This window comes from Pseudomonas sp. MWU349 (assembly GCF_017947325.1).
Taxonomy (GTDB): Bacteria; Pseudomonadota; Gammaproteobacteria; order Pseudomonadales; family Pseudomonadaceae; genus Aquipseudomonas; species Aquipseudomonas protegens.
The window spans coordinates 761,225-785,724 of the sequence record NZ_JAFEVP010000003.1; the positions used below are offsets into that span (position 1 = coordinate 761,225).

Consider the following 24,500-nt stretch of genomic DNA (forward strand, 5'->3'; position numbering starts at 1 on the left):
TTGCATGTCCGAATACATCACCCTGTCACTGGATGAAGTCTATGCCCTGTCCTATCAGGTCCTCACTCGCCACGGCCTGTCCGACGCCCATGCCCGGGCAATCGCCGAGGTCATCACCCAGGGCCAGCGTGACGAGTGCCACTCCCATGGGGTGTATCGTCTGCTGGGCTGCGTACGTTCGGTGCGCGAGGGCCGGATAAACCCCCGGGCCGAACCCAGCCTGCGGCATGTTTCTCCTGGGGTGCTGGAGGTGGATGCCCATTACGGCTACTCCCTGCTGGGGTTTCATACCGGCTTGCCGATCCTTGCGGAAAAGGCCCGCAGCCAGGGGATCGCCGCCATGGTGATCAAGCGCTGCTTCCACTTTTCCGCGCTGTGGCCGGAGGTCGAGGCGATTGCCGACTGCGGCCTGGTGGGGATGGCGATGAACCCCAGCCATAGCTGGGTGGCGCCGGCGGGCGGGCGTCATCCGGTGTTCGGCACCAACCCCCTGGCCTTTGCCTGGCCGCGCCCGGGGGCCCAGCCTTTTGTCTTTGATTTCGCCACCAGTGCCATTGCCCGGGGGGATATCGAACTGCATGCACGCCAGGGCAAGCCGATTCCCGAGCACTGGGCCATCGACGCCGATGGCCAGCCCACCACTGATGCCAAGGCGGCGTTGCAGGGCGCCATGCAGACGTTCGGCGGGCACAAGGGTTCGGCCCTGGCGGCGATGATCGAGTTGCTGGCCGGTGCCCTGATCGGCGACCTGACCAGTGCCGAGTCCATGGTCTTCGATGGAGGCGTGGGGGCGACGCCTTGCCATGGCGAACTGGTGCTGGCGTTCGATCCCAGGGTGTTTTTGGGTGAGGAATATCAGCAGGGGTTGGAGCGGGCAGAAGGGCTGTTTGCGGCGATCACCGAACAGGGCGCACGGTTGCCGTCGCAGCGGCGTTTTGCGGCCCGGGCCCGCAGCCTGGAGCATGGGGTGCAGATTCCCCGGGGGCTGCTGGAGGATATTCGCGGGTTGCTCTGAGGCCTGTTCGCCGGCAGACGGCTCCTGCGGATGAGTGCAGGAGCCGGCTTTACGGCATCAGAAGCGTACGTTGGCCGCCAGCTCGGCGGAGCGCCCCGGCGCGACGGTGGCGAACATCCCCACGTGGGAGGCGTCGTAGTACGTCTCGTCGGTGAGGTTGAGCACGTTGAGTTGCAGGTCCAGGTTGTTGTTCACCCGGTAGGCGAGCATGGCGTCGTAGCGCCAGTAGGAATCGAGGCTGCGGGTGTTTTCATCGTTGGTATAGCGCTTGTCCACATAGTTGGCGCCGCCGCCGACCTTCCAGCGGTCGGTGAGGGCGTAGGTGGTCCAGACCGAGCCGCTGTTGGGGGCAATGAACTTGGCCTGGTTGCCATCGAAGTTGGTGTTTTTTCCGGACGCATACTTGACCGTCTTGGCATCCAGGTAGGTGTAGCCCGCCATCACTTCCCACTGCTCGGTGAGATGGCCGGTGGCTCCCACTTCAAATCCCTTCACCTCGACGTCGCCGTCCAGCGTGACCTCGTTGCTGATCGGGTCGTAGGTCCGGGCGTTGGTCTTCTCGGTCTTGAACAGGGCCGCGGTCAGGGACAGGCGTTCGTTCAGCAGGTCCCACTTGGTGCCCAGCTCGATGCTGCGGCTCTTTTCCGGATCCAGGTTGCTCAACCGCCCGCCCGCGGCGCCGTCGGCCCCCCCGGATTGCCCGGCGGTTTCCCCCGATGGGTTGAACGAGGTGCCATAGGACAGGTAGATGCTGCCGTACGGCAGGGGCTTGAAGACGATGCCGCTCTGGTAGGTCCAGAGGTTGCTGCGGTTGCTCTGCACACCATCGCGCACATGGTAGTTGTCCAAGCGCGCCCCCAGGTTCAGGTCCCACTGTTCATGCAGGGCCAGGGTGTCCATCACGTACAGGGCGCGGTTGTTGTGCCGGGTGACGTCGTGGCTGCCGTTGCCTCGCGGTACAGGCGCGTAGGGATCCTGAGGATTGGGGTTGTTCAGGTCTCCCGGGTCGGTTTCGGAGTTCTTCGGGGCGTAGCGGTTCTTCACATCGATCCGTTCGCGTGAAAACTCCAGGCCGGCGCTGTAGCTGTGGCCGATGGAGCCGGTGTCGAACTTGCCGAAGATATCGGTCTGGTTGATCAGCGACGTGTTGACCACGTTTCGGCCCCGGGCTGGGCCGCGCAGTACGACACCGGCGTTTTCATTCTTGATGCTGGCCACCGCATTGGCGCCCAGCGTCGGCCGGCTCATGATGTAGTCCTGCATGCTGCGCCCCTGGCGGGTGGTGTTGCGCAGGGTCAGGTGGTCGTTGATGTCGTGTTCCAGTTGCAGGGTGAAAAGGTCGGCCGAGGTCTTGCGGAAGTCGCGTTTGCTCAAGCCGTAGAAATTGTCCCGGTCGACCTTGACCGGCTTGCCGCTGATGGCCGATACCGGAACACCCTGGTCGGGAATGTCGTCGCTCTGCAGGTGGTAGTAGCTGAGGGTGCCGCGGGTATCGGTGTTCAGGCCGAAGGAAAAACTCGGTGCCAGGCCCCAGCGGGTGACTTCCACCTCGTCGCGCCCGGGGGTATCGGCTTCATGCTTCATGGCGTTCAGGCGCAGCGCCATGTTCTGTTCGGGCAGGTACTGGTTGAGGTCGACGGTGGTGCGGCGCAGTTGATCGGTGCCCAGGGTCAGGCTGCCGGCGGCGAAGGTTTCCTGCTGCGGCACTTTGCTGACCAGGTTGATGGTGCCGCCGGTGGAACCGCGCCCCGCGTAGGCCGAGCCCGGGCCCTTGACGATCTCGATCTGCTCGACGTTGAAGGCTTCGTGGGTCATGCGCCCGACATCGCGAATGCCGTCGATCATGATGTCGGTGCTGGCTTCGAAACCCCGGATGAAGGGCCGGTCGCCCAGCGGCGTGCCGCCTTCGCCCGCGCCGAAGGTGATTCCCGGCGTGGTGCGCAGGGCATCGGCCAGGGTGGACACCGCACGCTCCTGCATCAGGGATTCGGTGATGATGGTCACCGACTTCGGGGTTTCGCGCAGCGGTGCGGTGAACTTCACCGAATCGGATGTTTCGCGCTTGTATCCCGGCTTGTGTTCGCCCTTGACGTGGGTGGTGCCGAGGGTGACGGATGCCGGGTCGGATGGGCGTTCGGTGGATTGCTCGGTGGCGCCGAGGCTGGCTTCGCCAAGGGCCATCAAACCGAGGGACGTGGACCACAACTTCCATGGGTGTGGGCGGGCAGGACTGGACATTTCAGATAGAGCCTCCGTTTATTTGGAATGAATTCTCATCTGCGAACTAATATCATTCAATCGGAACTATCTGAACAATCATGTCGAAAAGTGTATGCGTCGTTGTATGCGCGACAGCCGGGCCCTCCTCAGGACCGCTGCTGGGGGGCGTGGTCTGTTGCCGAACCTTAGGGTTCTTTTTTTTCCGGCGTTGCGGTTTCATGAGCGCCCCCTTTCAGGATGCTCACGGATGAACCTGCATTTCGAAACCGCCCGCCTGTTGCTGCGCCCCCGTACCCTTGAGCATTTCCAGGCGTGCCTGGGTATGGATCAGGACCCCGAAGTCACGCGCTTCATCCCCGGGACCTGGGATGGCGGGCAGTGGCACCGGGACTTTTTACAGGGGCGCATGACCCAGGATTTCGGCCCGCGCTGCGGGTATTGGGCGATCTTCGCCAAGGACGCGCCGGATGAGTTGCTGGGCTGGGTTTCCTTCATTCCCTTCGATGCTGTGGGGCCCGAGCTGGAAATGGGCTGGCGCCTGGTGCGGCGTGCCTGGGGGCGGGGTTTTGCCAGCGAGGCCGCGCGGCGGATCGTCGAGCATGCGTTTGCCGACCCGGCGGTGCAGCGCATAGTCGTCGATGCCCATGTCGACAACGAGGCGTCGTTGGCGGTGGCGCGCAAGGTCGGTTTTCGCTTCACCCACAATGCCGATTTCGAAGGCTTGCCCTGCCGCTTCTTTGCAATGACCCGTGAAGATTTTTGCCAGCAACGGCCGGCTGGCTGAGGCGGGGGCACGTGTGGGGCGCCGTGGGAGGCGCCCCGTATGGTCCATGCCTGCCGTCAGAGGTGGCGGCTGACCCACCACAGCACCAGGAAGGCAATGACGGCCACCAGGGCCGCGAACTGGAACAGATTGATCAGCCACTTCAGGCTCAGGGGGAATGTCCTGTAGTCCTTCACGTTCAGGCCGCCGTTGCGCAGGAACAGGTGGGGCATGGCGAACAGTGCGCCGATGCACAGCAGCATGAAGAAACGGCTAAGGGGGTCCTTGCCCAGGAGTGGCATGCGGATGGCAATGACCCGGCAGCGCGACAGATGCTTGACCATGTCATCAAGCCTGAAATAGCCCAGGTAGACCTGGATCGCCAGGGACACCAGCCCGGCCATGACCACCAGGACCCAACCCGCGGTATAGATATCTTTTGCGTTACACATATCTCTTCAGTGACCTCCTCAAGGTGGCGACCACGCGCGCAGCGTATTGCTTCTGCAGTGAGCCCTGGCACGCAGGGCAGCCGGCCACCATAGCACTTCGGGAGGTGCGTCGGGCGCAGGTGCTCCGGTACCCAGGGGCCAATGAGCGCTGCATCGCGGTCGTACCCCGGGGCGGAGGCTGGGAGAGAGGGGGGGCAGGGCGGCCCTAGAGCTTGGCGCAACGCTCCACATCGGCCTGGGTGGTGACCTGGGTGTCGATGCCCAGGCGGTATTTGCAATAGTCGATGATCATCTGCCGCTGTTCATCGGTGAGCTTTTCTACGCGCCGGTAGTCGCCGTCATTGGCGTGGATATTGAAGAATTCCAGGCGCAGGGTCGGGGATGTCTTGATAAACCAGCGGGTATGGGTTTCAGCCTCTTCAAGCTCGGTGTAGTAACCGAGGTTGAGCACCATCAGCAGGATGAGGGAGAGCAGCAACAGCAGTGTTTTCAAGGCACGGCTCCTTCCGTGGGAGGCGCCGGGGGCGCGGGCTGCGAATGCTTCAGGTTTTTCCCCGGCTTGGCAAGCGCTCTGGCAGCGCGGGGGGCAGCATCGAGGGCGGGATTGGCTTCGGGTTCAGCAAGCAGACAGTTGCGCACTGGTAAAAAGATCGGCACGCCTGGCAGGAGCCGGGCGGTGACAGGGGGCAAATGGTTTCAAGCGGATTCACGGCAGGTTGCCAAGAGTCTGCCGGGGCGAACGGCCCGGTGCATCCGTTTGCAAACCGCAGAGCGATCGTGGGCTCTGTACGAAAACTACCTGCGCTTCGATCAGACTGCGTTAAAAACAGGCTCGGAATGCTCATTTAGGTTCCTAAACTCCGCTTCCTCGCCTGTTTTTGCCTTGCCTGGTCTTTGCTCGGCGAGTTTTCGTACAGACCCTGGGATCGCTCTTTTTTTGCCTGCGCCCGGGCGTTTCAGCAACGGCATCAGACCAGGCCCAGGGTCGCGGGCCGGGAACCGGGGAACACCGCCTGTACCTGAGCGCTGGAAAGCCCCCAGGTAGCGCCCAGTAGGCCGCCGAGCAGATCCCGGTAGTTGTTGAGCACCGGGTAGTCGCGGTTCTGCAGCAGGCTTTGCGCGTTCACCGTCACTTGTTCGCCGGCCAGGCGCCCGCCGCGAATGCTGCCGCCCAACACCCAGTACACCGTGCCATGGCCGTGGTCGGTGCCCCGGGCGCCGTTCTCGCGAAAGGTCCGACCGAATTCGGAGACCACGACCACCAGGCTGTCCTTCCAGTGCTCGCCCATGGCCTCGGCATAGGCTGCCAGCCCTTGCCCGAGGTTGGCCAGGTTGCTGGCCAGCTGGCCCTGGGTACTGCCCTGGTTGACGTGGGTATCCCAGCCGCCGACATCGACGAAGCCCAGGCGATACTGCTCGCGCATCAGGCCGGCCATGCGTCGGGTCTGGGCGGCGAAGCTCTGTGCATTGGCCGCCCCGCGATTGGCCGCGAGCATCTCTTGCTGCAGCTCCTGGGAGACCTTCTGGCGCAGGGCCAGTCCATCGCTGGCCGCGGCGGCATAGGGTGTGTGCTGGTACATGGAGGCCAGAATCGCTGCCTGGCGCTCATTGAAGGGCGCCTTGCCGGCGCTGCGCAAGGACAGGTTGGGAATCTCCTGGCCGCCCTGGAAGCTCAGGGGCAGGGCGTCGGTAAAGGCGATAGGCGCGCTGTCGGGCACCTGCCGCGCCAGGCGTGCGAGGAAGCCCGAGTCGTAGCGCCGGCGTTGCTGGCTCGGCTGGCCGGCCTCGATCGTGTCCTGGGTCTGGAAGTGGCTGCGGGACAGGTCGTCGGTGCCGGCAAAGGGCACGAAGGCGAGTTCCCGGCGCTGCCATAGCGGGTACAGCGAATCGCGCAGCACCGGGTTCAGGCCCCAGTGGCTGTCCAGGGCGATGGCGCTCTGCGGGTTGTGCCCATCGGGCCGGGCTATCGCCAGGGTCGGGCGCGACTCGTAGTAGAAGTCGCTGCTGTAGGGCACCAGCAGGTTGTTGCAGTCATAGCCGCCGCGCAGGAACACCAGCAGGGTGCGCGGCGCCGAGGCCGGTGCGGCGAACAGCCGGGCACAAAACGTCAGGCCGGGCAGGGCGGCTGCGGCGATCAACAATTGGCGACGATTCATGGCGGCTCCTGGTCGGGTAAGGCGCTTTCAGCGATTGTTGAAATCTGGCGAGGACAGCAGGAAGGTGTTCCATTCCTGGGGGGAAACGGCCTGCTCCAGGGCGTTGCGGGTGGTGCTGGAGAGGTAGGGGGCGATCGCCTGGTAATACATCGGCGTGGTGATCATGGGAAAGCCCGGCCCCGGGACCCGGCTGCCCTCGGCGGTGAACAGCCGGTTGTTGCCTGAGCCCATGGCCCGGGCGATCTCAAAGCGCTTGGCCATCTGCCCGGAACTCGACCAGCCACTGGCCACCAGCGGCCAGCCGTCGGGAGTGATGCGCCCGAACAAGGGCTGGCCCATCTGATTCAGCCAGTTGAGCAAGGGTCGCGGGTTGGCCAGGGGCTTGCCGTCATAGGTCAGGCGCAGCGCCGAGACCACGAACTGTTGCGGGTCCTTGAATTTCCTGCCGGCCGCGTGCAGCAGCTCTGGTGATTGCATCAGGGTGGCCATGACCTGGGCGATGTCGCCATCGCTGTCACTGAAACTCTTGGCCATGCGCGCCACCAGCGCCGGCGGCGGCTCGTCGGCGACGAAGTACTGGGCCAGCTTGCGCGAGATGAACCGCGCGCAGGCCGGTTGCCGGGTGATGAGATCCACGGCCTGGGTGATCTCGTCATACCCGCTGCCCTTGATGGTATGGCCCAGCAGGTGCTTGTCGCTGAAGTCGTGACGTTTGGGGTTGAACTGGAACAGGCCCTGTTGCACCACCAGGGGCTGCAGGTTGCGGGGAAAGTGCTGCTCGCGACCGTCCAGGGGTGCCAGCCCCGCTCCGGTGAGGATCAGCGCCAGCTGTTGCACGTCTTCCTGGCTGTAGCCGGCGTCGACGCCCAGGCTGTGCAGTTCCATCAGTTCACGGGCGTAGTTCTCGTTGACCTTGCCCCTGGCGTTGCTGCTGTTGTCCAGGTATTCGAGCATGGCCGGGCTTTGCAGGGTGGCCAGCAGCAGGTCCTTGAACTTGCCCAGGGCATGGGGGCGGAGGGTGTTCTCAAGGTAATCGGCGGTCAGCAGCCGCACCCTGCCCTTGCCCTGGAACACGCTGAAATGGTTGAGCCAGAACAGCACCAGTTGTTCCTTGAGCTGGTTGGGGCCGTAGACAGCTTGCAGCAGCACACTGGACTGGGTCTGTTCAGCCAGTTGGGTGGCGTACTGGCGCAGGTCTTTTTGCGCCTGGTTGCGCGCTTCGTCCTCGGGCATTGCCTTGATCTGTTCCTGGCGCTGCCGGAACTCCTCCAGCAGGGAGCGGGGCGAATCGTTCAGGGCCGGATAACTGCGCAGCAGGGTGTCGATGGCCGGTGGCAACGGATCGTGCAGGCGATCATCCAGTTGCGCACTCAGTAGCCCATTGCGCCCCAGGGTGCGCAGGCGCTGGAGTTGCGCCGCGTCCAGGTCGAAGCCGTCACGCCGCAGCCAGGCGATGTCGGCGGCACTGGGCGCTTGAGATTGTGCGGCGTGGGCCAGGATTGGCAGCAGCACAGCCAGGGCAGTCGACAGGTACAGGCAGCGAGGCAACGGGGAAAGCCTTGGCATGGGCGGTGGGTCCGAAGTGAGAGGTCGCGGCCGATGGGGATTTTCGCCGTCTGGCGTCGGGTTCAGGGCAGGGCATGAAGCCTGTTCCGGCTCCCTGGGCAGCACAGCGGTATAGCGTCGCAGGCTACCAGAGGGGTGTTCCGGCTTTCGGTCAGCAATGCTCTAGGACAAGTGTTTCAACGCAGAGTGGGTGGGCTTGCCGTCGACCGTTCGTCCGACGGATGGAATTGGCAAGCACTAGCCACTGCGTCATGCTGTCGATGGATGTCGTAGTGCCACTACTTCAAGGCCCGGCCCGGTTTCCGGGTGTCGTTCCATCCCTGCGTTGGTGAGATAGATTGGTGATGAGTGTGTTGATCCTGCCCGAGGCGCAATATGCCCGATAAGGCGCTGGCCGAGGAGCAGCGCCTGGCTGCCCTGTATGCCCTGGAACTGTTGGATACGGCCCGGTGCGAGCGTTTTGACCGCATCTGCCGGCTGGCCGCAGAGTACTTCAAGGTGCCCACGGCCCTGATCACCCTGGTGGACCGTGATCGGCAGTGGTTCAAGTCGCGGGTGGGCTTTGCGCTTGAGCAGACCCCCATCGAGCAATCGTTCTGCGCCTATACCATCAAGTCCGGTGATGTGTTCGAGGTTCAAAACGCCCGCCAGGATGTGCGTTTCCATGCCAATCCCCTGGTGACCGAAGAGCCGGGTATCGGTTTTTATGCCGGCGCGCCGCTGATCACCTCCACCGGGCACGCCATCGGCAGCCTGTGCGTCATCGACCGCCAGCCCCAGCGCCTGAACGCTGCCGAGCGCCAGCAACTGCGGGACCTGGCATCCCTGGTGATGGAGCAGGTGGAGCAGCGCCAGCGCCTGACCCGACGCGACCCGGTGAGCAGGCTGCCCAACCGTGAGCAATTTCAGAGCGACCTGTACGACCTGGCGGATGAGAACCCGGGAGAAAGGCGCGTGCTGGTGCTGGTGGATGCAGTGGACATGACCGTGGCCCATGAGTTGACCCTGGCCATGGGCCTGGCGCCGTTCGAGACCATCGTGCGTTTCCTGGCCCAGCAACTGCTCGCCTACCTGGGGCGCCATGTGCGGGTGTATCACGTCTCGGTCAAGCGCTTCGGCTTCCTGTTGCCGGCGGCTCCCGGAATCGAGCGCTTCCTGGAAGGCCTGGTGCGGCGCCTGCGGCGTCAGCCGCCAGGGCTGGAACTGCCGATGATTCCCGGGGTGTGCGCGGGCACGGTGGAGTTCTCCACGGACCGCGACGCCGTGCCCGACGTGTTGCGCAAGGCCATGTTCGCCCTGGAACTGGCGACCCTCAACCGCAGCACCTGGGCGCCTTACGACGTGGTGCGGGACCAAGCCTACCGGCGAGCCTTCAACCTGGCCTCGGATATCAGCGAAGCCCTGGACAGTGGGCAGATCTACCTGATGTTCCAGCCGCGTTTCGCCCTGCCCGACGGCGCCCAGGTCAGCGCCGAGGCGCTGATCCGCTGGGATCACCCCTGGCTGGGGCCGATTTCACCGGCGGAGTTCATTCCGGTGATGGAGCGCAATGCGTTGATCCACCGCGTAACCCATTGGGTGATCAATGCGGTGCTCGGCAAGCTGCAGGCCTGGAGCAACGGTGAAGTGCAGCGTCTGTCGATCAACCTCTCGCCCCAGGATTTCGAGGACCAGGACATCGCTGATGTGCTCAAGGCGGCCTGTCGCCGCCACGGTATCGAACCCCATCGCCTGGAAGTGGAAATCACCGAGGGTGCCTGGTTGCGTTCCAACCCGCGGGTGCTGGATCAGTTGAGCAAGATCCGCGCCCTGGGCATGGATGTGGCCATTGATGATTTCGGCACCGGCTACAGCAACTTTGCCTATCTGCATCAGATTCCGGCCAATGTGGTGAAGCTCGACAAATCCATGGTCACCGACCTTGAGAACAGTGCCCAGCACCAGAAGATCACCCGCTCGGTCATCGCCCTGGCCCGGGAGCTTGGCTACCGCACCGTGGCCGAGGGCATTGAAAGCTTCAAGTGCCTGCAGATGCTGCGCACCTTCGGCTGCGACGAGGCCCAGGGTTATTTCCTGGCCCGGCCCATGGTCCAGGAAAAATTCCTGGCCCGCAGCGCGGCCCAGCGCTTTCCACTCCAGCAAGGCTACTGACTGCGGCTTCTGTAGCCGCGGTCGCAGGCTGCGAGCGGCCCGAAGGGGCGTTAAAAAACCTTGAGGGCGCCGCACCTCCTCAGCGCTGCGCTGCCACCAGCAACAGCATCGGCCGCTCCCGCTCTTCTGCCAGCGCCGGAAGGTCCTCGACCTGCTGCGCCGTGGGGCCCCACTCCTGCACATGGCGCAGGTTGAAGCCGGTATCGATCAGCGTGTTGAGCAGGGTGCCCAGGGTACGGTGCTGCTTGATCACCCCTTCGGCCAGCCAGTGGGTCACCCGCTCGCCTTCCTGCTGGTAGCTGTCCACCGGCCAGGACTGGCGGCCCTGCGCGTCCACCTGCCAGCCCGGGTTGCGCGGAGCCATGAAGATCGGGTGCTCGATGGAGAACACCAGGCGCGCCCCCGGCACCAGGGCCCCATAGACCTGGGCGAACAGGCCGGGCAAATCCTTGATGTAGTGCAGGGCCAGTGAGCTATAGGCCAGGTCGAAGCTGCAGGCGGGCAGGCGCAGTTGCTCCAGGTCCTCTTGCTGATACTGCACGTTGGGTGCCGAGGTTCTGGCGCGGGCGCTGGCCAACATCTTCTGCGAAACGTCCAGGCCCACTACCTGGCGGGCACCGTGCTCGCTGGCCCAGCGGCTGAACCAGCCATAGCCGCAGCCCAGGTCCAGCACCCGCAGGCCGTTCATCGGTGGCAGCAGGGCTTGCAGGGCCGGCCATTCCGGTGCGGCGTCGAGGCCGCCGAGGGAGCGGCCCATCTGGCTGTAGGCCTGGAAAAAAGTCGGGTCGTCGTAGATGTTCTGAGTCATGTCGGGAGGCTCTTTCAGGTTCGTGTGCAGCCCTGGTAGGCAGGGAATGTCATGCAGTTGAAACGGCTGAGGGGCTTCTCCCTCGCAGGGCGCGACGCAGGTATCGTCGATGGCCGGGCAGGTGGTGCAGCAAAACAGGTCGGATATCTTAGCCGGTTTTGCGGGCCGGGCCATCGCCGGATGCTTTGCACGCCAGGATCTTCATCGGCACAGCGGCTGGCGGGCCTGGCAGGACAACGTCTGCGCTGACCCGGCGGGTTTCTCCAGCCTGCTGCCGTTCGCCCAGTTCGGCACGGGCGACTACTACTGCTTCGATTACGCCGTGCTGGGGGAGGCCGGTGAGCCGGTGGTGGTGCTCTGGTCCCATGAGACTGGCGCCACGTCCCTGGTTGCCGAGGGCTATGCAGCTTTTCTGGCCAGCACCGATCGGCCCGGGTAGGCACAAGGCTTGGGCTTGAATGGTCTGGTCTGGAGGGAGAGATCGTTGCGGTTCAACGACTGGGAAACTGCTTGGAGCTTCTGCGTGGGCACGCAGATTGGGGAAGTGGAGCGGGTGAAGGGAATCGAACCCTCGTTATCAGCTTGGGAAGCTGGAGTAATGCCATTATACGACACCCGCTCGAACGGCTGACTTTGTACCAGATGTGGCCGTGGATTTGAAGTTTTTCTTTGGCTGACTTGCGCTTGCGCGCCGCTGACCTTTATCGCAAGCCCGCCCCATACCGTGAAAACCGGGGTTGTCACGGTATGCAGGCGGCCTGCGAGGAGGGCTTTTCAGAGGGCTCGTACATGCTGCTCCTGGACATGCGAGGCACGCGAACGGTTGTCGTACTGGCCCGGTTTGAGGAACCCCATCAGGGCCTGGCGGGTGTCGCGGCAGGCGGCCTTGTGCTCCATGTCGAGAAAGTGCCCGGTGGCCTGGATGGTGCTGAAGCTCGACTGCTGTACATGGTTGGCGAACAGCCGGGCATCGTTGGCCGAGGTGTACTCGTCCCATTCGCCGTTGATGAACAGCACCGGGACCTGGATGTTGCGTGCGGCCCTGAGGTAGCACTGGCGATCACCATGGAGCACATGGCTGATGTGGAAGTGCATCTGCCCGTATTCATGTTCCGCCAGGCTGCTGACGTGGCGATAGTTGAAACGCTTGAACAGCGACGGCAGGTGCTTGCCGATGGTGTTGTTGACCAGGTGGCCAACGCGATGGCCATCGCGGCTGCCGAGGTAGTCGACACCGCGTTCCAGGTAGTCGCGCATTGGCTCGTTGATCACCGGCGAGAACGAGCTGATCACCGCCTTCTCGATGCGTCGCGGGCGCTGGGAGAGCGCTTGCAGGGCAGCGGCGCCGCCCCAGGAAAACGACAGCACATGCTCGGCGGCGAAGTGCTCGATCAACTCCAGCAGGATCTGCCCCTCGACTTCCTTGGTGAGCATCCGTTCGTGCCTGTTGTGGGCCTTGGAGCGACCCGCGTAGGGCTGGTCGTAGAGCACCACATTGAACTGCGGGTGGAGGTTCTTCACGGTCTGGGCAAAGGACGCAGTGGTGGCCAGTGAGCCGTTGACCAGAATGATGGTCTTGTCTGCGGCATCTGCGCGATAGAACTCCGTGTAAACCCGATACTGACCCTGTATATCCAGCACAGCGATTTCTGGCCTCATGTCATAAGACTCCTGGCAAGCGGGTATGCGCGCAACGTGAGTGTGCACGGGCAATGTGACAGGTAGGCATACGCCTGGAATCGGAGCCCATGTCGATCCGGTAAGGCAGGTCGACGGGTGTTGTTATAGGCGGGCGATTTGCCGGGGGGAAGGCAGAGCAGGCAGGGCTCAGGCCGGCAAAGGGTTTCTTAGATGTGTGTTCGTGACTCATCGGTCACAATTCGGCCGACGGACAGATTCAAGCAGGGCAACCGGGAACCTGCAAGGTCATTGGGCAAATTGTTCGACAGCTTCTGCCCAGCGGTCGTGTGGCGCGCCGTAACGCTCAGACCAGGCGTATTTCGGCGTCGCTCAGAGCACGGTATTCGCCGGGGGCCAGGCGTTCGTCCAGCAGCAGCGGGCCCATGCGTTCGCGGTGCAGGCGCAGCACCTTGTTGTTGAAGTGGCCGAACATGCGCTTGACCTGGTGATAGCGCCCTTCGACGATGCTCAGCCGGGCGCTGCGGGGGCCGAGGATCTGCAGTTGAGCGGGCAGGGTGGTCAGGTCCTCGAAGGCGAAGTACAGGCCCCGGGCGAAGGTCTCGACGTATTCGGGGCCGATCTCCTGCTCGGTTTCCACGTAATAGAGCTTGGGCAGTTTGGTCTGGGGCTGGGTCAGGCGCCGCGACCAGTTGCCATCGTTGGTGATCAGCATCAGCCCGGTGGTGTTGTAGTCCAGGCGCCCGGCGATATGCAGATCCTGCGGGTCCGGCTCATGGATCAGTTCGAGCACGGTCTTGTGCTCGGGGTCGCGGGTGGCGCTGACGCAGCCCATGGGCTTGTGCAGCATGAAGTAGCGCGCCGGCTTGCCGGCCTGCAGCACTTCGTCGTCCAGCTCCACCCGGCTGAACTCGCGGACCTCGGCCTTGGGGTCGCTGACCGGCTGCCCATCGATGCGAATGCGTCGTTGCACCAGCAGCACGCGCACTTGCTGGCGGTTGAAACGGGGCAGGTTGCTGAGAAAACGGTCAATGCGCATGGGAATCGGTGGCTATCGGCTGGAGGGGCTCAGGGACGGGGCAGGGTACCGGCACGCAGCTGCGCGTCGACCCCGGCACAGCGCGGGCACAGGCAGGCCTGGTTGCGCAGCTCCGGCGCCAGGGCTTCGATGATTGCCGGGTCGATGTCCACGCTGTAGCACCAGCAGGCCTGGCCGGCGCGGCGCGGGTCGGCCAGGGTGCAGTCGTTGCGGGCACCGCAGGCGGGGCAGAGTTCAGGTTCATTCATGGCTGGAGTGAGGCATTTCCACGCAGGTTCGATTGCGTCCGGTGTGCTTGGCACGGTACATCGCGTGGTCGGCACGGGACAGCAGGCTGTGCAGGGTGTCCTGGGCCTGCAGGCAGGTCAAGCCGATGCTGACGGTCAGTTGCAGCGGCTGCCCTTCATAGTGATAGCGCTGCTGTTCGGTGAGCAGGCGGATCTTCTCGGCGATGCCCAGGGCCACGCTGCTGTCGGTGTCCTTGAGCAGGACGATGAATTCTTCGCCGCCCCAGCGGCAGACGATGTCGGACTGGCGCAGGCAGCCCAGCAGGTCCTGGGCGAAGCCACTGAGCACCTGGTCCCCGGCCAGGTGGCCGTAGGTGTCGTTGAGGCGCTTGAAGTGGTCCAGGTCCAGTAGCACGGCGCACAGCGGCGTCAGGTCGCGCCGGGCCTCTTGCAGGGCCTGGGCCGCCAACAGGTCGAACCCGCGGCGGTTGGGCAGACGGGTAAGGCTGTCGAGGGTGGCCTGGGCTTCGATCTTGCGCTGATAGCGGCGCACCACGGCGCTGAGCAGGACCAGCACGATGGCGGTGATCACCAGGCAGATCAGCAGGTTCAGGTACAGCGACTGGCGGATGCTGTTGAGGGCGCCGTCTTCGCGTTTGTCGACGAACAGGTACCAGTTCAGCTCGGGAATGAAGCGCACGTTGAGAAAGTGCCCCTGGCCCTGGGAATGGTATTCATAGCTGCCGCTGTGGGGCTTGGGCAATTGGCTCATCAGCTCCTTGAGGCTGTCCAGTTCATGCAGCGACTGGCCGCTGCGGGCGCCCTGGGGGCCGCCGTCGGCACCGGTAAGGACGATGCGGCCGAAGGCGTCGACGAAGTACACGCTGCGTTGGTAACGCTGTTGGTACTTGTCGATCAGCTTGATCACCGCATCCACGGTCAGGCCGACCCCGGCGGCGCCGATGAAGCGGTCCTGGTAGTCGTGGACCTTGTAGTTGATGAAGAAGGTCAGCTTGTCCTGGTTGGCCAGGTCCGGGTCGACGTTGATCTCGTAGGGCGTGCTCATGTCGCGTACGCGAAAGTACCAGGCGTCCCGGGGCTCATCGGCCTTGACCTTCTTCAGCACGCCCTTGGCCTGGTAGTAGGTAAGGCTGGTGTTGGAGACGAAGAACGCGGTGTAGGCGTCGTAATGGGTCATGACCTCGTTGAGGTAGCGGGTCATCTGGCTCGGGTCGCGCTCGCCGGCCACCACCCAGTCGCGCATGAAGGTATCGCGGGCCATCATCGAGGAGATCAGTACCGGCCGCACCAGGTCCTTCTGGATTTCCGAGTACACGGTATCGGAGGTCAGGGGCAGTTCGGTATTGACGATGCTGTCGCGGATCGAATCCCGCGAGGCGTAGTAGCTGAGCAGCGAGGTGGCGAGAAAACCGCTGCCCAGCAGGGCGATCAGGACCAGAACCAGCGAGCGCTGGGAATACAGGAGAGAGCGGCGCGGCATGGTGATTCCGTGATAGTGGCCCGATGACGCATTCTAGTGGCACGGCGCGCAAATAACTCGTTCATCACGCACCTGAATTGTCTCGACTTCGATACGTTTGCCAGGCGCTGGAAGGCCCGCCTGAGGCTCGTCGCAGTTGGGGCCTGCAGGGCCGCCAAGCGGGCCCCGCCACTGGTCGGTGAAGTCATCGGGGCGCTGCTACGCGGCGCACCGCAAAGGCTTTTTGCGGTCCTATGCAATGCCAGTCATGCCGTTTCGATTGGCGTCGTCCAGCGTCGCTGGTACGGCTTGCACGCGGTCCGGGAGGCCGCCATGTTCCGTCGAATCTTGCTCGGTGTTGTGCTTGGTTTGAGTCTGTCCGCCTGTGTGCCCTATTACGTCGAGCCGGGCTACTACCGCACTGACGTGTATGCGGTTCCAGGCCCCTATTACTACGGTTACTACCCCTACTATGGAGGCGGCTACAGGCCTCACTACTATTACCGGCCCTACTATCACGGGGGCTACGGGCCGCACTACTACGGCGGCTACCGACGCTGGCACCACTAGCCGGCACCAAGGCCCGTACAACAGGCCACCGCCTCGGATGACAAGAGGCCAAGGGCCGAGAGTCGTTGCCCACAGCGCTGCCTTTGCCTGAGGCAGCGCTTTTTCGTGGGCGTGGAAAAGCGCAGGAAAGGACGTCAGCAGCACTTGTTTCAAAGTGTTGCGAAAATCGCACCACAAGCGCTTTTCGCGGTCAGATATCTCGTCAGTCAGCCTGTTGCTGATTGCCGCCTGCCAGCGTCGCTGGCGAGGCTTCTTCGCGGTCCAGGAGGCCGCCATGTATCGTCGACTTCTACTGATTGCCTTACTGGGTTCGAGCCTTGCTGCGTGTGCCCCTTATTACGGTGGAGGCTCCGGCTACTACAGCTCGGAGGTCTACAGCGCTCCCGCGCCGGCCTATTACTACGGTGGGGGGGCTTCCTACTATTCCACGGGGCGCAGTTACTACCCTCCGCGCTACTACCAGCCCGCGCCGCGCTACTACCAGCCGGCCCCGCGTTACTACCAGCCACCGCGCGCGGTATACCGGCCTTATCCGAGCCAGGGTTGGGGTGGGCATGGCCGGCCGAACAACTGGAGCAACCAGGACTGGGGCGGCCACGGCGGGCGTGACAATGGCGGGCGCGGCGATCACGGGCGCGGCGACCATGGCCACGGTGGCCGCGGTCATTGAGCCGGTACTGGGCTGAACCCCGTAGCCGCTGCCGCAGGCTGCGACCAGGTTCGCAGGACCTTCGGCGAATCCGCTGTCGCCGCGTCCCTTCGGGCAGTGCGCAGCCTGTGACGATCTAGTAATCCGTCAGGTCCGCCAGGGGATGGCGACCTTCCCAGGCCTTGTGGAAGTGCGCCTCCACCACGGCCTCGGGCACGTTGTTGATATCCGCCCAGTGCCAGTGCGGCTGATGATCCTTGTCGATCAGCCGCGCGCGCACGCCTTCGGCAAACTCCGGATGCCGGCAGCAGTTCAGGCTCAGGGTGTACTCCATCTGGAACACCTCGGCCAGGGACAGGTAGCGGGCGCGGCGGATCTGTTCCCACACCAGGTGTGCAGTCAGCGGGCAGCCTTCGACTAGGGTCTTGGCCGCACGGCTGTAGAGGGCATCGCTGTGGTTGTGCAACTGGCTGATCGCCCGCCAGGCACAGGCCACGTCACTGACATCCAGCCAGCTGTCGATCTGTTGTCGGCGCGGCAGCCACTGAGCGTCGGGCATTTGCTCCAGGGCTTCCTGCTGCAGGGCCTTGAGCAGGCTGTTGAGCTGCCTTGGGGTCTGTTCCTGCCAGTTCAGTTGCAGCAGGCCCTCGATCAGCGCCTCCTGCTGCTCATCGAGCAGGAAACGGTCGGCAAGGTTCAGGTCCAGAGCGTCGCGGCCGTTCATATGGGCGCCGGTAAGGCCCAGGAACAGCCCGAGCTTGCCGGGCATGCGCGACAGGAACCAACTGGCGCCCACGTCCGGGTACAGGCCAATGCTGATTTCCGGCATCGCCAGGCGGCTGCTGGGGGTGACGATACGAATGCCAGCACCTTGCAGCAGCCCCATGCCGCCGCCCAGGACATAGCCGTGGCCCCAGCAGATCAGCGGTTTGGGGTAGGTGTGCAAGCGATAGTCGAGGCGGTATTCCGCGGCGAAGAAGTACCCGGCCAGCGGCGGCACTTCGCCGGGGTGAGCCAGGCAGGCCTGGGCCAGGCTGCGCACTTCGCCGCCGGCGCAGAAAGCCTTGGCGCCGTTGCCCCGCAACAGCACGCACACTACCTGCGGGTCCTTGGCCCAGGTGTCGAGGTGTTCGCTCAACTGCTGGATCATGGGCAGGGACAGGGCGTTCAGGGATTTTTCCGCGTCCAGGGTGGCAATGGCGATGCGTGCACCATCGGTGCCGGTGAGTTCTTCGACGTGCAGGTTCATCGTGACCTCGATGGGAAATTTAAGCGGTCAGTATGATCGCTGTAAGGGAAAGTGCCGGTTCTGGGTCAGATCAATTGACAAGCGAGGTGGGCTTTCCTAGGGTGCGGCCATTGTTTTTTCACGGGCATGGCCATGACTGCTGACGATCGTATCAAACTCGAACCGAGCTGGAAGGAGGCCCTGCGTGCCGAATTCGACCAGCCCTACATGAGCGAACTGCGGGAGTTCCTGCGACAGGAACATGCCGCCGGCAAGGAAATCTACCCGCCGGGGCCGATGATCTTCAACGCCTTGAACTCCACGCCGCTGGACAAGGTCAAGGTGGTGATCCTCGGCCAGGACCCCTACCACGGGCCGGGTCAGGCCCATGGGTTGTGCTTCTCGGTGCAGCCCGGGGTGCCCGCGCCCCCGTCGCTGGTGAATATCTATAAAGAGCTCAAGCGTGACCTGAACATCGACATCCCCAACCATGGCTACCTGCAGAGCTGGGCCGACCAGGGCGTGCTGATGCTCAACACCACCATGACCGTGGAGCGGGCGAACGCCGCTTCCCATGCGGGCAAGGGCTGGCAGTTCTTCACCGACCGGATCATCGAAGTGGTCAGCGAGCATCAGCCGCACCTGGTGTTCCTGTTGTGGGGCGCCCATGCCCAGAGCAAGCAGAAGCTGATCGACGCCACCAAGCACCTGGTGCTGACCTCGGTGCACCCTTCGCCCTTGTCGGCCTATCGCGGCTTTCTTGGTTGCGGGCACTTCAGCCGCACCAACAAATACCTCGAGCAGAACGGCGAGACGCCGATCGAGTGGCGCCTGCCGCCGTTGTAACCAGTGCTCGATGGGGGGGCTTGGCGGCAACCCAAGGCATATCTGCAGCCGCTGCCGCAGGCTGCGAACGGGCCGTGGGGACGCGGCGGTGGTTCGGCCACTGAAGGTCCTGCGGACCTTGTCGCAGCCTGCGGCTACAGGGGGCCTTTGTTCCAATGGCGGAACAGGGGCTCGGCGAGAAACAGCACGAACAGCAACCTCATGACCTGCATCGCCGTTACCAAGGGCACCGACAGTTGCAGGACCTCGGCCGTCAGGCTCATTTCCGCAATGCCGCCGGGCATCATGCCCAGGGTCAGCGAGCGCAGGTCCAGGCGGGTCAGGGCGCTCAGGCCCAGGGCTGCGAGGCCGGCGATCAGCATGGTCAGGGCGGTGCCGATCAGGGTGCGGCCCATGAACGAAGGGGCCCGGCGAAAGAACTGGCGGTTGAAGTGGCAGCCCAGGCCGCTGCCAATCAGCCACTGGCCCATCTGGCTGGCGCCGTCGGGCAGGCCGATGTGCAGGTCCCAGGCGATGCTCAGTGTCGCGCTGAGCAGCAAGGGGCCGAACAGCCAGGGGTTGGGCTGGCGCAGGCGCTGCCAGAGCCAGGCCAGCAGGGCTCCGGCCGGAAACAGCAGGGCCAGCCAGCGCCAGTCCACCGTAGCGGAATGCAGGGCCGGCGTGCCTTCCCCCAGCAGGTACTTGAACGCCGCCGGCACACAGAGCACCACCGTCAGCACCCGCAGGCTCTGCCCGGCCGCTACCCGGCTGAGCACCGCGCCGTTGCGCGCGCCGAGGTTGACCATCTCCCCTGAGCCACCGGGCATGCTGGAGAAGAACGCGGTGGCCCGGTCCTCGCCGGTGCGCCGCAAGAGCCAGACCCCGACCACGCTGGACAGGCTGGTGACCAGGGCACCGAAGAAGATCAGGCCGAAATGGCTCAGCACCTGCTCCATCACCTGCGGGGTGAAGTGCAGGCCGATGCCGATGCCCACCACCCATTGCCCGCATTTGCGCCCGCCGGGGATTTCCGCCAGTTGCCAGGGCGTCAGGCAGCGCACCAGGATGATCGCCAGCAACGAGCCGACCATCCACGGCAGCGGCCAGCCGATCTGGCTGGCGAGGTAGCCGCCAGCCAGGCCCACCAGGGGCGTGCCCCACCACTGTTTCCAAGTGGATTCAGACATCGGCCACGGCACGTTGCTGGGCCGCGCGCTTGCGCCAGATACGCAGCAGCGGCATCAGCAGCATGATCACGGTCAGCACCCAGACCCCGACGGTGATCGGGCTCGACCAGAGGATCTCCATGGCGCCGTTGGAAATCGACAGCGCCCGGCGCAGGTTCTGCTCCATCAGGCCGCCGAGGATGAAGCCCAGCAGCACTGGCGACAGCGGGAAGTCCAGCTTGCGCAGGATGTAGCCGAAGATGCCGATGCCCACCATCAGGAACAGGTCGAAGGTGGTGGCGTGTACCGCATAGACGCCGATCCCGGTAATGATGGCGATCACCGGCACCAGGGCCCAGTTCGGCACCGCAAGGATGCGGGTGAAGAGGCGGATCATCGGAATGTTGAGGATCACCAGCATGATGTTGGCGATGAACAGCGAGGCGATCAGGCCCCAGACGATATCCGGCTGTTGCTGGAACAGCAGCGGGCCGGGGGTGATGTTGTACAGCGACAGGGCACCGATCATCACCGCGGTGGTGCCGGAACCGGGCACGCCGAGGGTCAGCATCGGCACCAGGGCGCCACAGGCCGAGGCGCCGATGGCGGTTTCCGGGGCGGCCAGGCCGCGCTTGTCGCCCTGGCCAAAGGTGCCGCTGGCACCGGCGATGCGTTTCTCGGTCATGTAGGCCACGGCGCTGGCCAGGGTCGCGCCGGCTCCGGGCAGCACGCCCATGATGAAGCCCAGCAGGCCGCAGCGGATGTTCACCACGAACACCGAGGCCGCCTCCTTGAAATTGAACATCATGCGCCCGGTGGCCTTCACCGCTTCCTGGCCGCGATGGGTCTTTTCCAGCAGCAGGAGGATCTCGCTGATGGAGAACAGGCCCAGCACCAGCACCACGAACTGGATGCCGTCGGTGAGGTGGATATTGTCCCCGGTGAAGCGGTACACGCCGCTGTTGGCGTCGATGCCCACGGCCGACAGGAACAGCCCGATCAGCGCGGCGATAAAGGTCTTCAACGGTCGGTCGCCGGCCATGCCGCCGAGGCAGACGATGGCGAACACCATCAATACGAAGTACTCCGCCGGGCCGAAGGCGATCGCCCACTTGGCCAGCAGCGGGGCGAACAGCACCATGCCGCAGGTGGCGATGAGGGCACCGATGAACGAACTCCAGGCCGACAACGACAGGGCTACGCCCGCCAGGCCCTTGCGTGCCATGGGGTAACCGTCGAGGGTGGTCATCACGGTGGAGGCTTCGCCGGGAATGTTCAGCAGGATCGAACTGATCCGGCCGCCGTATTCGCAGCCCAGGTACACCGCCGCCAAGAGGATCAGCGCCGATTCCGGCGGCAGGCCCAGGGCGAAGGCGATGGGGATCAGCAGCGCCACGCCGTTGATCGGGCCCAGGCCCGGCAGCAGCCCGACCACGGTGCCGATCAGGGTGCCGGACAAAGCGGTGACTAGGTTGTAGGGGGTCAGTGCAACGCCGAAGCCCTGGCCCAGATAGCTGAGGGTATCCATATCAATTCTCCAGAACGTCGAGCAGGCCGAGGGGCAGGGGGACGTCCATGACCCGGTCGAACAGCCAGTAGAGGCCGACACTGAGCAGGCTGATGATCACCAGGCTGGGCAGCCAGCGGCCGCCATAAAGCCGAGCCATCGGCACGCCGATGAGGATGCTGGCGAGGATGAAACCCAAGGGTTCGAAAGCGCCGGCGAACACCAGCAGCAAGGTCACGCAGATCGTGATCTTGGTCAGGGTCTGTCGGTCCAGGGGTGGTTCTTCTTCGCTGTGCTTGATCGGTGCCGGGCGAAACAGCATGTACAGCAGGGCCAGGCCCATCAGCCCGAGCATCAGCAGGGGGAAGGCCCGTGGGCCCACCGGTTCGTAGGAAAAGGCCGCCTGGTAGGGCCAGGCCATCAGTGCCAGGCCGGCACAGGCCAGCAGCAACACCGCGGCGAAGAGACGTTGAACGAGCATGGCTAACTCCCGGGCCCGGCCCCCGATGCGCGAGGGCCGGGCCGTCAGAAAGGGACGGTCACTGAATCAGGCCGAACTCTTTGGCCAGGGTCTTGTAGTCGGCTACCTGCTTCTTCACGTAGGTATCCAGTTCGGGGCCGGTCATTGCGAAGGGGAACAGCTCGCGCTGGTCGCGCAGCTTGGCGAACTCTTCGGAGGCCAGCAGCTTGTCGAAGGCTTCCTTCCACCAGGCGTACTCCGCATCGCTGACCTTAGGCCCCAGGTAGAAGCCGCGTACCACCGGCCAGACGATGTCGTAGCCCTGCTCCTTGGCGGTGGGGATGTCTTTCATTTCTGGCTCGTCCAGGCGCTGCTCGGAGAACACTGCCAGCAGGCGCATGTCGCCGGCCAGGATATGCGGCATGGAGTCGGAGATGTCGGTACTGCCGACCTGGATATGCCCGCCCAGCAGGGCCGTGGCGATCTCGCCGCCGCCTTCCAGGGCGACATAGCGCAGGTCCCGCGGGTTGATCCCGGCGGCCTTGGCGATCAGCGCGGTCTGCATCCAGTCCTGGCTGCCGACGGTGCCACCGGAGCCGATCACCACTTTGCTCGGGTCTTTCTTCAGGGCCTGGACCAGATCGTCGAGGTTCTTGTAGGGCGAATCGCTTTTCACCGCGATGGCGCCGTAGCTGGTGCCCACCGCCGCCAGCCAGCGCACCGCGCTTTCATCGAAGCGGCCGAACTTGCCCTGGGCCAGGTTCAGCAGCGAACCACTGGACCAGGCCACCAGGGTCCCGGCATCGGCCGGACGCTGGGCCACCACCGCGTTGTAGGCTACGGCCCCGACACCGCCGGGCATGTAGGTCACGCGCATCGGCTTGGACAGGAGTTTCTCGTTGACCAGGGCGCTTTGCGCCAGCTTGCAGGTCAGGTCGAAGCCGCCGCCAGGGGAGGCCGGGGCGATGCATTCCGGGCGCTTGGGCTCGGCGGAGGCTGCCAGCAACTGGCCGGCGAACAGCATGCAGCCGGCGGCGAGGGCGAGTTTGCGCAGTGAAAGGTCCATGAGCGTCTCCACAGGAGTTGTTGTAGGTATGTCCGGGTCATTCCCGACCCGTTTTTCGTAGGAGCGTGATAGGGGGGGCTTACCACAGCGCTACGCTGTAGCTCACCAGCAGGCGCACTTCATCGGCATCGCGTGCCGAATAGTTGGAACGGTAGGTGGCGTTGCGCAGGCGCACGGCGACGTCCTTGAAGGTGCCGCTCTGTACCACGTACTTGATCTCGGTGTTGCGTTCCCATTCCTTGCCGGTGTCGCCGTTCTTCAGGGCGATGTTGTCACCGCTGAGGTAGCGGGTCATGAAGCTCAGGCCGGGCACTCCCAGCTTGGCGAAGTCGAAGTCGTAACGGGCCTGCCAGGAGCGCTCCTGGGCCCCGGCGAAGTCGTTGATCTGCACGAAGTTCACCAGGTATGGGTCGCTGCCATCGACGTAGGGGAAAGCGCTGTCGCCGGACATGTGCTGGTAGCCGGCGCTGAGTTTATGCCCGTTGAGGGCGTAGCTCACCAGGCCGTTGAGGGATTTGTTGTCGATCTTGCCGCCGCGGGCCTGGCCCTGGTCGTCGCTGATGGCCAGGCGCAGGTCGGTGCCGAAGGTGCCCGGGCCCATGGGCTGGGAGGCTACCAGGCCGAGAAAGTGCTGGTTGTAGACATCGTCCAGTTGGGCGAAGTGGTAGCTGCCGGTGATCTTGTCGGTGAACTTGTAGTCCAGGCCGCCGAAATTGAAGTGCTTGCCGGCCACGGTGCCGGCGAAGCGGCTGTTCTTGTTGTTGAGGCGGATATCCTCGTAGTTGCTGTCATCGCGGTCCTTGGCCTTGTCCAGGCGGCCGCCGGTGAAGGTCAGGTTCTTGATTTCCCTGGAGGTCAGCAAGCCGCCCTCGAAGGTCTGCGGCAGGATGCGCCCGTCGTTGGGCTTGAGGATCGGCAGTTCCGGAATCAGGCTGCCGACTTTCAGTTCGGTGGCGGAAATCTTCACCTTGCCGGTCAGGCCGAGCTTGGAGTACTCGTTGGCCGCGCGTCCGTCATCGTGGGTCGGCAGCAGGCCGGTGCCGGTGCGGTCGGGGCTGGAGTCGAGCTTGACCCCGAGCATGCCCAGGGCGTCCAGGCCGAAGCCCACGGTACCTTCGGTGTAGCCTGACTGCAGGTTGAGCATGAACCCCTGGGCCCATTCGTCACGCTTGGATTGCTGGGCACTGGTGCCGTCGCGAAAGTCGCGGTTGAAGTACATGTTGCGGGTTTCGAAGGTGGCGCTGCTGTCTTCGATAAAGGCGGCCTGGCTCAAGGGCGCGAAACCGGCAAGGGTGGCGGCGCTGGCAAGAGCAGTCGGGGTCAGACGGGAAAAACGCGCGGGCTGGACAGCCTGAGGGTGCGTGGATGGCATCCTGGAGTACTCCGTTATTGTTCTTATTTTGACGAAAACGCTTCGAGGCGTTTTGCGGGTCAGCGGCCTTCACGGCCAGGGCAGTCGAGACTGTCCGTGGCGGGACTCTAAAGGGCCAACCTTTCGCTAACCTTTCAGTGCA

The 24,500-nt window shown here is 64.2% G+C and carries 23 protein-coding genes and 1 tRNA gene; 7 read left to right on the forward strand and 17 right to left on the reverse strand.

Annotated elements, in window-relative coordinates; all coding sequences use genetic code 11:
* Window positions 1–4: 4 nt before the first annotated feature.
* Window positions 5–1,015 carry an Ldh family oxidoreductase gene (locus tag KCG88_RS15595; RefSeq protein WP_210712682.1) on the forward strand — a complete coding sequence of 337 codons (1,011 nt, stop codon included), beginning with the start codon at window positions 5–7 and terminating at the stop codon, window positions 1,013–1,015.
* 57 nt (window positions 1,016–1,072) lie between these two features.
* On the opposite strand, the gene KCG88_RS15600 is transcribed toward KCG88_RS15595, so the two are convergent.
* Window positions 1,073–3,253: a TonB-dependent siderophore receptor gene (locus tag KCG88_RS15600; protein WP_210712683.1), complete on the reverse strand. Its 2,181-nt coding sequence runs from the start codon at window positions 3,251–3,253 to the stop codon at window positions 1,073–1,075.
* A 229-nt stretch (window positions 3,254–3,482) separates the two neighbouring features.
* On the opposite strand from KCG88_RS15600, the gene KCG88_RS15605 reads away from it, so the two are divergent.
* The gene (locus tag KCG88_RS15605; RefSeq protein ID WP_047284313.1) at window positions 3,483–4,019 is read left to right on the forward strand and encodes a GNAT family N-acetyltransferase; all 537 of its coding nucleotides are present in this window, start codon (window positions 3,483–3,485) and stop codon (window positions 4,017–4,019) included.
* Window positions 4,020–4,075: 56 nt separating this feature from the next.
* Here KCG88_RS15605 and KCG88_RS15610 read toward each other — a convergent pair whose 3' ends face one another.
* The 4 genes from KCG88_RS15610 to KCG88_RS15625 form a co-directional block, all read right to left on the reverse strand.
* Entirely contained in the window at window positions 4,076–4,450 is a 375-nt protein-coding gene (locus KCG88_RS15610; protein ID WP_210712684.1) for a hypothetical protein, read from the reverse strand.
* 205 nt (window positions 4,451–4,655) lie between these two features.
* Window positions 4,656–4,943, reverse strand: coding sequence for a hypothetical protein (locus KCG88_RS15615; RefSeq protein ID WP_015634499.1), 288 nt, complete (start codon window positions 4,941–4,943; stop codon window positions 4,656–4,658).
* Between the two features lie 475 nt (window positions 4,944–5,418).
* Window positions 5,419–6,606 (reverse strand): DUF1501 domain-containing protein, encoded by a 1,188-nt coding sequence (locus KCG88_RS15620; RefSeq protein ID WP_210712685.1) that lies wholly within the window; start codon window positions 6,604–6,606, stop codon window positions 5,419–5,421.
* Window positions 6,607–6,633: 27 nt separating this feature from the next.
* Complete coding sequence (locus tag KCG88_RS15625; protein ID WP_210712686.1) at window positions 6,634–8,172, reverse strand: DUF1800 domain-containing protein; 1,539 nt, start codon at window positions 8,170–8,172, stop codon at window positions 6,634–6,636.
* Between the two features lie 375 nt (window positions 8,173–8,547).
* On the opposite strand from KCG88_RS15625, the gene KCG88_RS15630 reads away from it, so the two are divergent.
* Complete coding sequence (locus KCG88_RS15630) at window positions 8,548–10,323, forward strand: sensor domain-containing phosphodiesterase (RefSeq protein ID WP_210712687.1); 1,776 nt, start codon at window positions 8,548–8,550, stop codon at window positions 10,321–10,323.
* A gap of 79 nt (window positions 10,324–10,402) precedes the next feature.
* Here KCG88_RS15630 and KCG88_RS15635 read toward each other — a convergent pair whose 3' ends face one another.
* Window positions 10,403–11,131, reverse strand: a complete 729-nt coding sequence (locus KCG88_RS15635; RefSeq protein ID WP_047335920.1) for a class I SAM-dependent methyltransferase — start codon at window positions 11,129–11,131, stop codon at window positions 10,403–10,405.
* A 109-nt stretch (window positions 11,132–11,240) separates the two neighbouring features.
* Between KCG88_RS15635 and KCG88_RS15640 the strand changes: the two genes are divergently transcribed.
* Window positions 11,241–11,570 carry an SMI1/KNR4 family protein gene (locus KCG88_RS15640; protein WP_246882703.1) on the forward strand — a complete coding sequence of 110 codons (330 nt, stop codon included), beginning with the start codon at window positions 11,241–11,243 and terminating at the stop codon, window positions 11,568–11,570.
* A gap of 106 nt (window positions 11,571–11,676) precedes the next feature.
* On the opposite strand, the gene KCG88_RS15645 is transcribed toward KCG88_RS15640, so the two are convergent.
* The 5 genes from KCG88_RS15645 to KCG88_RS15665 form a co-directional block, all read right to left on the reverse strand.
* A tRNA-Gly gene (locus KCG88_RS15645) sits at window positions 11,677–11,750 on the reverse strand.
* A 155-nt stretch (window positions 11,751–11,905) separates the two neighbouring features.
* Entirely contained in the window at window positions 11,906–12,790 is an 885-nt protein-coding gene (locus tag KCG88_RS15650; protein ID WP_210712688.1) for an alpha/beta hydrolase, read from the reverse strand.
* A gap of 325 nt (window positions 12,791–13,115) precedes the next feature.
* Window positions 13,116–13,808: a pseudouridine synthase gene (locus KCG88_RS15655; RefSeq protein WP_047284320.1), complete on the reverse strand. Its 693-nt coding sequence runs from the start codon at window positions 13,806–13,808 to the stop codon at window positions 13,116–13,118.
* Window positions 13,809–13,837: 29 nt separating this feature from the next.
* Entirely contained in the window at window positions 13,838–14,056 is a 219-nt protein-coding gene (locus KCG88_RS15660; RefSeq protein ID WP_041116457.1) for a cysteine-rich CWC family protein, read from the reverse strand.
* Window positions 14,049–15,536, reverse strand: coding sequence for a sensor domain-containing diguanylate cyclase (locus KCG88_RS15665; protein ID WP_047284321.1), 1,488 nt, complete (start codon window positions 15,534–15,536; stop codon window positions 14,049–14,051). Before KCG88_RS15665 ends, KCG88_RS15660 begins: the two co-directional genes overlap by 8 nt.
* A 339-nt stretch (window positions 15,537–15,875) precedes the next feature.
* Here KCG88_RS15665 and KCG88_RS15670 point away from each other — a divergent pair, with 339 nt between their 5' ends.
* Window positions 15,876–16,085: a hypothetical protein gene (locus KCG88_RS15670; protein ID WP_241774697.1), complete on the forward strand. Its 210-nt coding sequence runs from the start codon at window positions 15,876–15,878 to the stop codon at window positions 16,083–16,085.
* Between the two features lie 274 nt (window positions 16,086–16,359).
* Window positions 16,360–16,755, forward strand: coding sequence for a hypothetical protein (locus KCG88_RS15675; RefSeq protein ID WP_210712689.1), 396 nt, complete (start codon window positions 16,360–16,362; stop codon window positions 16,753–16,755).
* A 115-nt stretch (window positions 16,756–16,870) separates the two neighbouring features.
* On the opposite strand, the gene KCG88_RS15680 is transcribed toward KCG88_RS15675, so the two are convergent.
* Entirely contained in the window at window positions 16,871–17,983 is a 1,113-nt protein-coding gene (locus KCG88_RS15680; RefSeq protein ID WP_210712690.1) for an enoyl-CoA hydratase/isomerase family protein, read from the reverse strand.
* Window positions 17,984–18,115: 132 nt separating this feature from the next.
* On the opposite strand from KCG88_RS15680, the gene ung reads away from it, so the two are divergent.
* Window positions 18,116–18,808: a uracil-DNA glycosylase gene (gene ung, locus KCG88_RS15685; protein ID WP_041120579.1), complete on the forward strand. Its 693-nt coding sequence runs from the start codon at window positions 18,116–18,118 to the stop codon at window positions 18,806–18,808.
* 134 nt (window positions 18,809–18,942) lie between these two features.
* Here ung and KCG88_RS15690 read toward each other — a convergent pair whose 3' ends face one another.
* The 5 genes from KCG88_RS15690 to KCG88_RS15710 form a co-directional block, all read right to left on the reverse strand.
* A complete protein-coding gene (locus KCG88_RS15690) occupies window positions 18,943–19,974 on the reverse strand; it encodes an AbrB family transcriptional regulator (protein WP_210712691.1) in 1,032 nt (343 codons plus the stop codon).
* Window positions 19,967–21,481 (reverse strand): tripartite tricarboxylate transporter permease, encoded by a 1,515-nt coding sequence (locus tag KCG88_RS15695; RefSeq protein ID WP_210712692.1) that lies wholly within the window; start codon window positions 21,479–21,481, stop codon window positions 19,967–19,969. The genes KCG88_RS15690 and KCG88_RS15695 overlap by 8 nt, the downstream gene beginning before the upstream one ends.
* Before the next feature lies 1 nt (window position 21,482).
* Window positions 21,483–21,941, reverse strand: coding sequence for a tripartite tricarboxylate transporter TctB family protein (locus KCG88_RS15700; RefSeq protein WP_210712693.1), 459 nt, complete (start codon window positions 21,939–21,941; stop codon window positions 21,483–21,485).
* 58 nt (window positions 21,942–21,999) lie between these two features.
* Window positions 22,000–22,986, reverse strand: a complete 987-nt coding sequence (locus tag KCG88_RS15705) for a tripartite tricarboxylate transporter substrate binding protein (protein WP_011059779.1) — start codon at window positions 22,984–22,986, stop codon at window positions 22,000–22,002.
* Window positions 22,987–23,065: 79 nt separating this feature from the next.
* The gene (locus KCG88_RS15710; protein ID WP_047284327.1) at window positions 23,066–24,358 is read right to left on the reverse strand and encodes an OprD family porin; all 1,293 of its coding nucleotides are present in this window, start codon (window positions 24,356–24,358) and stop codon (window positions 23,066–23,068) included.
* Window positions 24,359–24,500: the final 142 nt, after the last annotated feature.